This window comes from Ulvibacter antarcticus, from assembly GCF_003688405.1.
In the GTDB taxonomy this organism is placed as follows: Bacteria; Bacteroidota; Bacteroidia; order Flavobacteriales; family Flavobacteriaceae; genus Ulvibacter; species Ulvibacter antarcticus.
Genome location: NZ_REFC01000011.1, coordinates 21,551 through 35,225 on the forward strand (window position 1 = coordinate 21,551; position 13,675 = coordinate 35,225).

Sequence of the window (13,675 nt, forward strand, 5' to 3'; positions counted from 1 at the left end):
ATCAGGCAATCAACAGGATTAGAATAAAGATGTTATATTTTAAGAATTGAGTTAGCAGTTCTTTTTCTTTACTCTTTATTCAATTTGTTTAATTAGACATTAACTTGAAAAGATAAAACTGCTACAGTTCATTAAAAATCGTTGTACCAGTTAAAAAGATCCGTTCTTATTCCAAAATTGAACCAAGTGGTCTGATTTTCAAAAACGGTCTTTGTATTCTCCATAGGTTTGAAATCCCTAAAAATTACACTAGCATACGCTTTTAAGTTTGTAGATGGATTAATAACGTAGCCTCCTTGTAATTCGGCATGAAAGAAATCTGTAGTGTTTCCCTGCGCTAGTTCATTTCCATTATCGCTTATCCTATCATCTTCAGATCCGTAAATGCTTCCGCCGTAGAAAAAACTATCTTCTGTAGTATTGAATTCGAACCCTCGTTTAGCCACTATAATTTTCAAGTCTCCATAAATCCTTCCGAAGTCATAACGAGCAATCCCAATAAATTCAGAAAAATTGGCTCCTAGTGTATGAGCCATCGACTGATTATTATGCCCATAATTTAGAACTACAGTGTTATGTGAGTAGGTATAAGGTCGAACACGGTTGTATTCTGTTTGAAGGGTAAGATTTTTCATTCCGAAGGCATCGTAATACTTTAAGCCCAGCTGATAACCGGTCTTATTTTTATAACTTCCATTGGCTCCTGAAATATCGCTGGTGGAAAATTCATCCAGTATTAATTGTGCATATGCATTGATACGATCTGTAAACTTATATTTTGCAGTCAAACCAATAAGCGCGTTACCACCTCTCGAACCGGTAGAAAATTCGATCGCTCTGTAAAAAATTATCGGATTGATATAGTTAAAATCAAAACCTCTATCGTTGTCATTTTGCCAAATTACCGATTCGAATAAGCCAATATTCAATCGCTTAGTCACATTATAACTCAAATAATGATTGGCCATATATTTTGTTCTAAAAGAGCCATCTTGCGTTACTTCCGGTCTAACATCTCTTAGCGACATCCAGGTATTGGTGTACTTTAATTTCCAAAAGGTGGTATTGATCTTGAAGAAAGGGTACGAGCTCGCGTTATCACTTAACAGCAACGATCTATATCCGTCACCTATAAACTGCTTTCCATGTCCTAACTGAATATTAAACGCCTTGGAAGGAGTATATGAAACATGCCCTGTTGCTACCGGATAATCATATGAATCCTCTTTAAACGCCTTCGCAATCCCTCTTCCCGGGATAATTGCCGGATTCCCTCCATCGGGTCGAATGGACTCCGCATATCTGTTGTAATAATCGGCAAAGCGCCCTTGACTCTCATAAATCACCGCAAAAAAGTTAATATTTTTTCCTATTCCACCCTGCGTATAAACCAGTCTGGTGTTATTATAGGTGTCGATATCTGCGTCTGTATCCTTACCAATTTGCAGATCTACACCAGGATCTATGGTCAACCAATAATCCGTTCCTTTTAAGGTGATAAAATGTTCGTTCCACAATTTGCGACCAAACCAGGAAGTTTTGTTCCATAGAAGTGGTTGAATTTTGGCTTCAAAGTCATAATATTTATTTACTTCAGAATAAATAAAAGGTTTTTGTGCGGTATGATTATTCTGCCCTACTCTATTTAAAGCAGGATCGAATTTACTGTAATTATGATGTGATAGAGGAATATTTATTTCACTGGAATACTTCTCATTATTGTAAGGAATATTTTCGAGAGATTCATATTCATTCTTTAAAGTTTCTATTTTTTTAGCTTCGGAAGTGATTTCGTTTTCTTTCACCTCATTTGTAGGAGTTATCACTGAAGGTGCAACCAATGGAATTTTAATTGGCAATGTAAACTGTACATAGGCAGGGTTCCCATTATATGTAGCTGGTGTAATCTTCGGAAGCAACTCAAAAACGCGTTTAGCTTCATCTTTTAATTCATTATAAATAGCATCAACATAGAGCACTTTAAAATCACCTTCTTTATCTACTTCAAAAAAGACAGACATAGACCCTTGATAGTTTTCAGAAAAAACGATTTCAGGCGATTTAAAATTTGAATAAACAAATTGCTGTAAGGTATTGTTGAAACAATATTCAAGCTGATCTATTTCTACTGCTGCACATTCTGTGAAGACTGGATATTTCTCAAAACTACTGTTGTTGTTTTGAGCAAAGGAAATTACCGAAAGCAATAAAATGAGAAAGGAGGCACTATTCTTCATCGTACTTTTAATTTTTATTGCCGAAAGATACAGCTTTTTTAGGATGCACCTATTGTAAATAAAAACCTGTCTCCGAAATGAATCGAAGACAGGTTAAATTCTTGAAGTTATATTTTAGTCTACTTTAAAAGCAATTGGCACCATATACATCACTTCTACTTTAGTGCTACCTTGTCTCCCAGGTTCCATTCTAGGTAATTTTGATATCACTCGCATACCTTCCTTTTCTAATGCAGCATCTGAAGAACGGGCTTTAATATCTACGATATCGCCTTCAGTATTAATCTTAAATTGCACATAGATCTTCTGAACCATATTTGGATCCAAATAGTTAAACTCATCTGTGTTGAATTTCTTCTGAATGAAGGCACCAATTTTGGACGACATACAGGCGATCTTATCCGATTTTGTTGTCATAGATTCACATCCAGGAAATACAGGTACAAACTCCACACTGTTAATGTTTTCTGGTCCTGTATTTTTAACAGGTACCTCAGGTGTTTTAACAATGACAGGCTTTGCAGGTTTAGGTATATCTGTCGATGCCACCGGTGTATCTATAACAGGCGCATCATTAGAAGCAACTTTAATCACATCTGCTATACGCGTCTTGACTTTAGGCACTTCAACTTTTGCTATTTCTTTTTGCTCGGGTTGTGGTACTTCGACTACAACATCAGGAAAATAATACGGGTCATCAGGTGCTTCTGAATAATCCGGAACTGCTTTTGGTGACACATAGCCAATGCTACTCTCCATAATGAAAAATGTAGCTAACAAACTAACTATAAGTCCCAATTGGAAAAACAATCTGTGATTCCATGGAATATTAACACGTTTTTTATCCACTCTCGTTGAAAGCGTTTCTGGTTGGTTGCCGTTCAAACTTTGTTTAGATGGTATCATAACGTATAATTAAGGATTAATAATACTTATGAAACACAACTCTTATGCCAAAAAAAAACCCCACTCAAATTGAGTGGGGTTTCCTATATATCTATTGGTATAATTTACTACTCTACCTGGAACAAGATAGGTAATGCATATAATACCCCAACTGCTTTTCCACGTTGCTTTCCAGGAGTCATTTTAGGTAACGACTTTACAACATCTACTGCTTCCTGTTCTAGTCTAGGATGTGGAGCACGAGCTCTTACATTTACAACATTCCCGTTTTTATCAATTTTAAATTGAACTGAAATTCTTTGTCTTCCTTCTAGTCCAAGATCATTTGCTAATTCGGTATCGAATTTTTTCTGTACAAATTTTTGGATCTGTTCAGACATGCATTTTTTCTTTCCTGCATTTCCAGACTCACCTTCACAACCTGGATAGATTGGCACGTTTTCAATTACGGCAAAAGGTACATCAGCAATTTCTTCTTCAACAACCTCTTCGATTTCTTCGATTTCTACGATTTCCTCTTCTTGATTAGTTTCTGTAGACTCAATTATAGTTTCTTCTACTTCTTCTTCATCTTCAACCACTTCAATAACCTCAGGTGCTGGTGGCGGTGGTGGCGGTGGTGGTGGTGGTGTCACTGTTTGTGTAATTGGAATTTCTTCTTCCAAATCATCACCTACATCTAACCTGTCTATTGCCAACGATCTATCGTATGACTTCCATTCTATTGCCTGCCAAGCTAAAAACAGCATAAAAATCATTCCTAATTGAAAGAACAACATGCTCCTGCTGTTTAAATCTGCTTTTGGATTTTTCTTCGGTTCCATAATTGACTATTTAATGAGTTGCTAAAATATAGAAAAAGAATTGTAATATAAAACTAAATAGAATTATAAGTTTATAGAAGTCCATTGTTTCTTCAAATAAAAAAAAATTGAGATAAGAATCACTTCAACCTCATATAATCATTAGCTTTTTTGCTCTTAAAACAGAACACACAATTCCTTTAACAGGCATCAATTACTATGCCATGCAAACAAAAAGAATTGATAGGGCCTAATTCATTTCAAAATTTATATTTCAATCTGGAAGATTATTGGAAGCGAGTATGAAACACCTACAGGGACGCCTCTTTGCTTTCCAGGGACCATTTTTGGAAGCCCTCTTACCACTTTCACTGCTTCAGCTTCCAACTTTGGGTGAGGTGCGCGTGCCTGTACATCTACAATATCTCCATTCTTATTTATTGTAAACTTAACGTAAATGCGTTGTTTTCCTTCTAATCCGAGTTCATCAGCAAGATTTGTATTGAATGCACTGGCAACATACTGTTCTACCTTATTTGACAAACATTTTTTTCTTGCTTCATTCCCTTCCATCACCTCACAACCCGGATAGATAGGCACATTTTCAATTACTGCGAACGGCACATCTGCAATCTCTTCTTCTTCGACCTCAGCTTCGGCAATTTCTTCTATTTTCAGAATTTCCAAAATTTCTTGATTCTGATTTGTCTCAGTAGATTGAATCACTGATTCTTCGATATCGGCTTCATCTTCCACTTCTATAATTACCGAATGTACAATAGGTGGGGGCGGAGGAGGAGGTGGAGGAATATTTAACTGTTCCGTGATTGGAATAATCTCTTCGAGGTTTTTACTAATCTCTAACTGACTGCTGCTCTCAAAGACGCCAACAGTAGACTTCCACTCTAGCGCCTGCCAAGTGATAAACAGCATTAAGATCATTCCTATCTGAAAAAATATCAGACTACTTTTCCCTAGGTCGAATTTAGGATTTTTCTTGATTTCCATGATGTAGAGTATTTATGCTCCACACCTTTATTGATTTTTCACTCTTATGAAGATCCAAAAGGCGAGAAGCCCAATTAAACTACCAATAGAGTTCGCTAGTATATCGAATGCATCAAACTGTCTTGATAGCGTAAACAAATGTTGCGACGCTTCTATGGCTAAGCCATAGAGGAAGCAAACACTTAAAATTACAAAGACAATTTTATTTGAAAAATGATATTTATCAGTTGAAAACCAATAACATAGCCAGATAAAAGAAAGTATTCCATGAATAAGAACATGCACAAGCTTATCCAACTCAAGAATATTAACTTGAGGAATTTGCGACTTAGGAAATAAAAATGCAATAGTAACTAATAATGTATACAGGACACCTATTAGTAGGAGAGGTTTAGGCTCCGATAATTTCTTTATAAGCTGCGTCATCCAGTAAATTATCAATTTCTTCTGGCTTTGAGATCTTTATTTTAATCATCCAACCTTCTCCATAAGGATCACTGTTCACTTTTTCAGGTTCCGATTCCAGGCTATCGTTAAACTCAATAATTTCACCTGCTAAGGGCAAAAAAAGATCCGATACTGTCTTAACAGCTTCTACTGTACCAAAAACTTCATCAGCGTCCATTGTCTCGTCCAAAGTTTCCACTTCAACATAAACAATATCACCCAATTCTCCTTGAGCGAAATCTGTAATTCCAACGGTGGCAATATCTCCTTCAATAAGAATCCACTCGTGGTCCTTAGTATATTTTAGGTTCGATGGTACATTCATAGTAAGCGTAATTAAAATTTATTAATGTTAGTTTCCAAAGTTATATCTCAAAGTAAATCCACCTCTTATCGTGGTTTGTGGAAATGCAGTTGATATCGCATATTCCGAAAACGAATGGTCGTAATAGAAAAGTGCCGTTAAGTTTTTACTCAATGCGTAATCAGTTGAGAATTGTAAGCCGTAAATCGTTTGTCCGGCAGTAGTCTGACTATTATCCAGATCAAGATACCTAATAATTGTTTTATTATCACGACGCGATAGGTCTAGCTTGAAGTTCAAATCACTTTTAAGCATGGTTTTCTTACCCCCAAAATTGGTTGTAAACTTAACGTCCTTTACGCGATATCCCAGACCTAATATAATTTCATTTCCTCTAATCTCTGTAAGAAGATTATTTGCAAAACTCAATTGTAAAGCACGGTCCTTGCGATATTCGGCCAGTATTTTAACCGAATTTTTCATTTCGAAATCAAAACGTACCAGCGGAGTAAATTGTTCGGTTAGATTTACATTTATAAGAAATAACTCACTTTTAAAATTCCCTGCCTGATCTGTCTCTGTAGGGTCACTTGTATTATAATCCAAATTCGTTTGGAACTGATTTACTGTATAACCTGCTCTATATCCATGCTGAATTGAGAATCGTTTGAAATTTTTCTTAAACCACTTTAGGCGCATTAAACCTGTGTACTTAACGTCCCAGTTTGGAAGAGGAACATCTCTGAATATACCTGTTTTCTCTTTTGAAGCATCACTACCTTTATAGGCAGATAAGAATGCTGGCAACAATACATCCTGACTTGTTCTCCCCAGACCTATTGGATATCCATCTTCATCGAGATTCGCAGGGTTACTAGTATCAATCCCCCGTTCTGATGCCAGTCTGTTTGCAATAATTAGTCGGTTGCTTTTAAAATCTTCAAATGCTGCTGAAGTAATTTCGTTATTACTACCAAATGCCGTTTTAATAAGCATGGTCGAAATGTTGAAGTTTCCGAAGGTATTAGGAGTAAGCGATCGATAAAGATCATCTTCCACTATAAAATTCTCTGCGTAATTTTCAGAATAAATTCTGCTTCCGTTTAGATCAATTTTTAGATCAGGTAACAATTCTATATTCGCTTGTACATCTAACTGTCGATTCTCTACCTCAGTATATTGTTCGTTAAATTCGGGATATAAGGTTAGCCACCCATTGCGTGCCGCTAATTCTCTTATCTCTGCCTGACTTCCGAAGATAAATCCGGTAGTAGGCTTCAAAGTACCTATAAAGCCAGTAGATGGAGTATATCCAGGTAAAAAGATACCGTTGTTCTCTTGATAATTAACCTGTATTTTTCGCAAGGATGTCGCAATGCCAATAAGTGTATTAACCGCTTTATCGCCGCCACTTAATGATGTAGAAGCATTTCCACTTCGGGGAGCTGGAGCTCCAGCAGTAAGTAGTTGTGCACCACCTATTTCATTGCCTCCTCCCTCTGGATCTTTATTGCCACCTTTCATTAATTTATTGTTACGGTCGCCTTTATTTCCATCGCCATTTTTGCCCCCACCATCTCCCGATGATCCACGGTTGTTTCGAGTACTACTTCCTTTGGTCTTTTTGGTAAGTCCAATATACTTATAGAAGTTCCCCATATCCAAACTCGAATTGATACGATGCGTACTTGCGTTGGAAATTGAATTTCCTAAGCTATATGTATTACTCGAGCCATCGTCTTCAAATATTTCTATTTCGTCAAACAGATTTCCTCTGCTCTGCCACTGATAATCTCCCGTATACGAATACGTCGCTCTTATAAACTTCAGGAAAGGAATTTTACTAAATGGAAGATCGTAATTTAACTGAAGCGATTGGAAATGTTGATTAGGCTCTCCAACATCAAAAAATCCACTCCATAAATCTACATCCGGATCTGGAACCCCATCTTCATCAAGATAATTCTTAACAATTCTGTTATTTGTAGAGGTAAAATTAAATCGAAGTGATTTTGTTAAATTATAATTGATTGCATATTGCCAATCGTACAAGAAGTTTCTTTGATATAAGGTGGGTAGACCAATATTTCCCTCTGTTAGGCTCAACTCACGGAATTTTTGTTCGTTGTACTGTCGTGTAATATTTGAACTCACCGAAATATTTGTCGGCAGGTAATTAAAATTCAAATCTTTTAAGAATTGCCAGTATTTACCAGTAAAGATTGAATCATTCTTTTTAAACGGTTCCAACGTTTTTGGTGTGAAATTATAATTGTATGTACCACCTACACGCACGTTTTGATCAAGCGCATCTTCAATCTCAAAATCGTGATGATCGATCTGATTGTAAGAATAAGATAAGGTAAGATTCTCAACATCGTAGATTTTAGGTTTACTATCTCCCGTACGCTCTTTTCTAACACCGATGAAGTTTATACTCTGACGCTTCGTGTAATCGATGCTCTGATTTTTAATTGCATCACTTATACTATCGTTTGCAGCATTATCCATGCTAGTCTGCAACTCTACATCTTGCAACTCGGGATCGTATTGAGGCGTAATCAATTCTTCAGATCGTCCGTAGTTAAATGGTAATTGTATTCCCCATTTCTTCGGAAGTAATTGTCCTAAATTCAAATTGGTCACAACATCATATCCTTGAAGGTCTTCACGACTTCTTTCGTTTGGACCCTGTTCGATTGATCCAAATCCTACTGTACTTTTTCTTCCCGTAGCACTAATTGTTGCGAAATCAGCGATGTTAGCATCCATACTGGCTACAGCTGCCCATCCTCCTTGATTTTTCAATTCTGAAAGACGTAATTCATTAAACCATGCTTCTCCACAAATATCATTAGACGAAGCATTTCTAAGACCAAGCATGATAACACGTACGTTTCCGAAGCTAGGATTACCTTTAATACCAATCCTCATATCATTTTCAGACCCTGAAGCCGAAGTTTCATCCAATTCTGCCTGATCAAAAAATGTTATTCCGTTGACGTCTACCGGAGGATTATTATCCCCATTTCGGACTCGCGATTTCACATCTTGTAGTAAACGAAGCGGTAAATTAATACGGTTTGCAATTGGCCAAACAGCCTCGGGATCTCTGGTATTAGTTGAGCTAATATTTAACGGAATTTCAACTTCATAGAAGTTCTGTGTTAAATCGTTTCCTAATCGCATAAAAGCAACCATCTCTCCATCATTGATCTCTGCTTGTGATGTTAACGATTGAGCATGTATAAACATCTCCAGATTTTCATACTGTCGCATATCAACACTAAAATTCTTATAAACCGAACGGGCGTCTTCTGGCTCCAACCCACATACCCGTAACGCAAGCGACTGCTCGTTTTGACGAATAATGTTATTGTTGTTATTCAATTCTTCTCTATCCACACCAGGAGGCAATACGTAGATACTACTATTTTCCTCTATACTCACTGCTTCTACTTCAAAGACAGTATTTTCACTGGCAGGATCCGGACCTCCATCCAATGCTTGTGTAAATCTTCGGTAATCTCCGCGAACCAGCTCCAGTGTACCAAATCTTAAAGTCGTAGGCAATTCGAAGTCGGACATGAACATTCTCATAAAACGAATAGAACGGAAATCGGAAATTCCATTTACAGCTTCATCCGGCTCACTTAATGGAATCTTAAACTGTACCCAACGCACTTCTATTGTCTCGTTGTTTGGCAGTAAAACCCCACCTTCCACGTCTTTTATATCGGTAATATACGGGTTGTTTGTTCTATCCATTCCCGGCGCAATTGGAATGTTATATTCAAAATAACTATTAACCGTGTTCATTGTATTATCTCGGTTAATATCTTCAACATCCGGCTGTGTTGTAGAACCTCTGTTTGTATTTGTAACTTCTACGGGCGAATTTCCTTCCGTACCATTATATTGCTTATATCTTTCTATGATGCCACCTTCGCTTTGCAAAAAGTATTGATAATTATCACGTGCCGGATCGTCCATGCTTGTGAAAGCTTGATACTCGGGTTTTGCTTTTTCTTCAGCATCACTTAAACCATCATAACCAATATCCTGATTCGTTCTTTCTTGCCCTTCGGTATCGAAAGTATACACCAACGATTGCTGACTTGGAGTTTTTCCCCATACAGAATTAAGCGTATTCGTATCACTTCCATCTTGCGGAAGTCCGTTTTCATACTGTTTTCTACCGTCTTTTAAAACATCTTCGGAAATGTTTCCGAAGTTAAAACTAAGAGTACCACCTTGATTGGCTGCATTTTCCGGATAGATAAATGGATCCATTATCCAAAACTGAAGGTATTCTACATTAGAACGCTCAAAATCTGTGGTAGTTAATTGTCTTGAAATCCCTCCAAAACGACTGGCAGGATCTGGTAAGGTGTTCGTACTACCGGCATCAGTTGTGTAGTTATATTCTCCTCTTTCACTCGGATAAAACGATAAGTCGAGTGTAAATAATGCTTGTGTCTGCCCCTGAATAATATCCTGAGCCGGGAAGATCTCATCTCTAAAAACTCGACGGGTAAACGGTGATGAAAGGTCTTCATCTGTAATTCCGTCTGGTCTCTGACTACTATAAAATATAGGGTCGATGGTATACCAGTTTAATTTTGCACGTTTATCGTTATAACCTAACAATCCATTAGCTATATCACCTCCAAATCGGACAGGAACACTCGATAAGAACCAAGTCGTCGGCGATCCAATATCCAATTCAGTTTGTGAGTTTTCGAAATCATCTACATAAACGGTAGTTTTTCCATCGAAGTCAGAAACTTTTGGTGCACCTGGCATTAAGTAAGCAAATTCACCACGTAAGGATACATTCGATTCTACATCAGTATCGATATTGGGAAGTTTATTTGCCAATCTAGTTAAGAACGGTACTTCTGTGGAATAGTTAGCGTTAATTCCGAAGATCGTATTATTTATAGGCTCTACGTTGTAATTTGATTTCTGAGTTAAAGGTCGCTCGTTCAAGTTCAAATATGTAGCCCCAATTAAGAACTTCTCGCTAAACTGGTGTTCCACATTCAAACCTGTAAATCGTTTAGTTTGCTGCCCAAATAAGGTATTATTTTCGGTGGTTATTTGAATGGGAGTATTTGAATTAAGTAATGCAGGATCCAAAATTTGCACACGTCCTAACTGATAATTTACGGTATAATCTACACCTTCTACCAATTCTCTACCACCTGCTGTTACTGTAACAGATCCTTGAGGGATATTAAATGCTCCAATGGCTATTCCGTCAGAACCGGTAGATTTATATGTTCCTTTTAATTGGAATTTATTTTTTTCACTTTGCTGCTGCTCGGCCTGTGTTTTGGTCGAAGAATAAAGACGGTTAAATACAAACCTCTCTTGATTTACATTGTAAGTAGATGGAATTTCATAATTCTCGGGACCGGATCTAGGTGTGTCATCAAGTTTGTCGAATAAATACTCTCCAAAGGGTTCCACACTGGTAAATATTACGCGCCCGTTTTGTGTATCTACGGTAACCCCTGGCAGGAAGTCGAAAAATCCATCTCCGCCTACTTGAGGGTCATTATTAAAACTAAGCCTATCCATATTGAAAACTCTCAATAAGGTAGCGTCGTTCAAGTCTACAGGGTCACTTGGATTTGAAGGATCCGGGAACGTAGTACCTTGTACAGGGGTAATATAATTTAAAGGTGACGGATCGGTATACAGAATGTTAAGTCTGAAATCCTCTTGCTCCAATTGAAAGGCCCCCAAAGGATAGATGTTTTTCATCATCAAATCCCAAACCGGTTGGTTTACATTGGTAATATTACTCTTTAACATCTTAACGACAAGATTTTGCGAAATACCTTCAACAGGAATACCATTTGGATCGTTTGGATCTTCAAGTGTTCCTCCATTGGCTTCTACACCATCATTCGAAAATTCCCCAACCTGATACACTTTTCCGTTTACAGTAAACTGGAAGGAAACTCCAAGTATCTCATCATTTGTCAATCTCTGATTTAAGGAAATATATCCCAACTGTGTATTAAGTTGGTATTCGTTTGGCTCAAGTCTTCTTGCGTTTTCCAGAGTTACATAATCCCTTCCATCTGCTACCTGAACTCCTGAAAATCCGGCGTCAACCGTTGCAACATCACGAATAAGCGGATTTAATAAAGTTGGCGCACTTCCGTCGAGACCAAAAGGATTAAACTTGTTGTTCGAGTTATCCGGATAAGCACCCCTGGAGCTGTTTATAAAACCTCCTGGAGGTAACGGCAAACCAATATTGGTAGGATCAGATTCCCCAATGTCTTGAATTGCAACAATGTTTCTTACGTTTTGAGTTCGGCTACTTCTATTGGTAATCCATGCTTCAACTCTTGTAACCTGCACATTCGAATTGATAAATGGATACTGGATAAGCGAAGTGTTGTAATGATCCCTGAAATAATGTGCCAGGAAGAAGTGACGATCTTCATCGTAGTCTAATGCGAAAATGTCAAACTCAGTTACAGTTGCACCACCTTCGGCGACCACAGTTCTGGATTCTGATTTTTGTTCAGAAAATACACCTGTAATTGTTGTTTTACCGAATTTCAATTGTGTTTTTACCCCAAACAAACTTTGAGACCCCTGTATAAGCGAGCTATTTAGAGGCATACTTACATTTCCGACTTCTATCTTCTGAATGATATCGTCTTCGGTAGGTGTGTATTCAAGTTTAATCTGGTTCTGGAAGTCGAATGTCGATTGAGTATCGTAATTGGCAGTAACCTGAAGTCTTTCACCAACTTTTCCCAATAAACTAAGGCTTATTCTTTGATCGAAATCAAAAGATAAATTGCTTCGGTTTCTTGGTGAAAATGCCGGATTATCCTGTTTAGTATATAAAAGTCCAAGGTCCATCTCAACACTACCCTGTGGAATCACTTCGATAGTGTTTCCTCCGAAAATAGATTCGAAAAGACCTGATTTTACATAAAATGTTGGTAGTAAATTCTTTTGTTTTTCTTCAGAACCTTCCTTTCTTCCGTCGGCAGCATCGATTTTCTCCTTAAAATACTCCCGCATCTGCTCTTTTAGTAGAAGATCTTTAAACTCTTCCGGAGTAAGAATAACAGGATAACTGATATTAAAATTGCCTAAAGTTTGAGTGTAAATATAACGATCGGTGATAGGGTCGTAAGTATATAAATCCTGAATACTGGTAGGATTAGGCAAATCCATTCGCCCGGTCGAAAAACCCGTAGCAGTAGAATCCTGCGACAATGCCGTGTTGTAAACTCCAAAAGTGATACTTAAAACTAACAGTATCTTAAAATATCTATTGATGTTAAGGTAGTTTTTTGCGCCCAATGTTTACAAATTTTTTAAAGCTAGTTTTATAATCGTTTCAACCGATGCCTGCGGATTTTCTGTCACTATTTTATCACAGACTTTTTCGGCCTGTTTTCGAACAAAACCTAGTGTCTCCAAAGCAGATAACGCTTCATTTTTATTCGTATTGCTCGAAACGGCAGAAATCCCGGTCAAGCCATATACTTTTAGAATTTTATCTTTCAAATCTAACAGCACCCTTTGTGCCGTTTTTACCCCAATCCCTTTTACCGATTGAATGGTTGCTACATCTCCCGAAGCAATTGCCTCTGTCACCTGCTCTGGCGACAAGGACGACAGCATCGTTCTGGCGGTGCTGGCTCCAACGCCCGAAACAGAAATCAACAACCTGAATATTTCTCGTTCAGCAACCTGCGAAAACCCATATAAAATGTGTGCATCTTCACGAACCTGCAGATGTGTAAACAATTTCACGTTTTCGCCATCCGGGATCTGTGAGAAAGTATGCAAGGAAATATTTATAAAATAACCTACGCCATTACAGTCAATCACTACATCCGTCGGATTTTTCTCTATCAGTCTGCCCTGTATATGGGAAATCATATGTTATAAAAATGTTAGCGGCTCAAATATAGTATAATTAT

8 protein-coding genes are annotated in these 13,675 nt (G+C 37.6%); all 8 read right to left on the reverse strand.

The window, feature by feature from the left end:
* Positions 1-131: 131 nt before the first annotated feature.
* The 8 genes from BXY75_RS00400 to ruvA all read right to left on the reverse strand — a co-directional run bounded on the left by BXY75_RS00400 (position 132) and on the right by ruvA (position 13,634).
* Complete coding sequence (locus tag BXY75_RS00400) at positions 132-2,237, reverse strand: gliding motility protein RemB (RefSeq protein ID WP_121905726.1); 2,106 nt, start codon at positions 2,235-2,237, stop codon at positions 132-134.
* Positions 2,238-2,351: 114 nt separating this feature from the next.
* A complete protein-coding gene (locus BXY75_RS00405; RefSeq protein ID WP_121905727.1) occupies positions 2,352-3,143 on the reverse strand; it encodes an energy transducer TonB in 792 nt (263 codons plus the stop codon).
* 107 nt (positions 3,144-3,250) lie between these two features.
* Positions 3,251-3,967, reverse strand: coding sequence for an energy transducer TonB (locus BXY75_RS00410; protein ID WP_121905728.1), 717 nt, complete (start codon positions 3,965-3,967; stop codon positions 3,251-3,253).
* A 246-nt stretch (positions 3,968-4,213) separates the two neighbouring features.
* Complete coding sequence (locus BXY75_RS00415) at positions 4,214-4,954, reverse strand: energy transducer TonB (protein WP_121905729.1); 741 nt, start codon at positions 4,952-4,954, stop codon at positions 4,214-4,216.
* A 27-nt stretch (positions 4,955-4,981) separates the two neighbouring features.
* Complete coding sequence (locus tag BXY75_RS17370) at positions 4,982-5,380, reverse strand: VanZ family protein (protein ID WP_121905730.1); 399 nt, start codon at positions 5,378-5,380, stop codon at positions 4,982-4,984.
* Positions 5,346-5,726 carry a glycine cleavage system protein GcvH gene (gene gcvH / locus BXY75_RS00425; protein WP_121905731.1) on the reverse strand — a complete coding sequence of 127 codons (381 nt, stop codon included), beginning with the start codon at positions 5,724-5,726 and terminating at the stop codon, positions 5,346-5,348. The genes BXY75_RS17370 and gcvH overlap by 35 nt, the downstream gene beginning before the upstream one ends.
* Before the next feature lie 27 nt (positions 5,727-5,753).
* Complete coding sequence (gene sov / locus BXY75_RS00430) at positions 5,754-13,049, reverse strand: T9SS outer membrane translocon Sov/SprA (RefSeq protein ID WP_121905732.1); 7,296 nt, start codon at positions 13,047-13,049, stop codon at positions 5,754-5,756.
* Positions 13,050-13,052: 3 nt separating this feature from the next.
* The gene (gene ruvA, locus BXY75_RS00435) at positions 13,053-13,634 is read right to left on the reverse strand and encodes a Holliday junction branch migration protein RuvA (RefSeq protein ID WP_121905733.1); all 582 of its coding nucleotides are present in this window, start codon (positions 13,632-13,634) and stop codon (positions 13,053-13,055) included.
* Positions 13,635-13,675: the final 41 nt, after the last annotated feature.

What these genes read in the sequence shown, in the direction of transcription:
- BXY75_RS17370 (WP_121905730.1), bottom strand. Translation starts at nt 5,380, where the DNA reads ATGACGCAGCTTATAAAGAAATTATCGGAGCCTAAACCTCTCCTACTA.
- gcvH (WP_121905731.1), bottom strand. Translation starts at nt 5,726, where the DNA reads ATGAATGTACCATCGAACCTAAAATATACTAAGGACCACGAGTGGATT.
- ruvA (WP_121905733.1), bottom strand. Translation starts at nt 13,634, where the DNA reads ATGATTTCCCATATACAGGGCAGACTGATAGAGAAAAATCCGACGGAT.
- BXY75_RS00400 (WP_121905726.1), bottom strand. Translation starts at nt 2,237, where the DNA reads ATGAAGAATAGTGCCTCCTTTCTCATTTTATTGCTTTCGGTAATTTCC.
- BXY75_RS00410 (WP_121905728.1), bottom strand. Translation starts at nt 3,967, where the DNA reads ATGGAACCGAAGAAAAATCCAAAAGCAGATTTAAACAGCAGGAGCATG.
- BXY75_RS00405 (WP_121905727.1), bottom strand. Translation starts at nt 3,143, where the DNA reads ATGATACCATCTAAACAAAGTTTGAACGGCAACCAACCAGAAACGCTT.
- BXY75_RS00415 (WP_121905729.1), bottom strand. Translation starts at nt 4,954, where the DNA reads ATGGAAATCAAGAAAAATCCTAAATTCGACCTAGGGAAAAGTAGTCTG.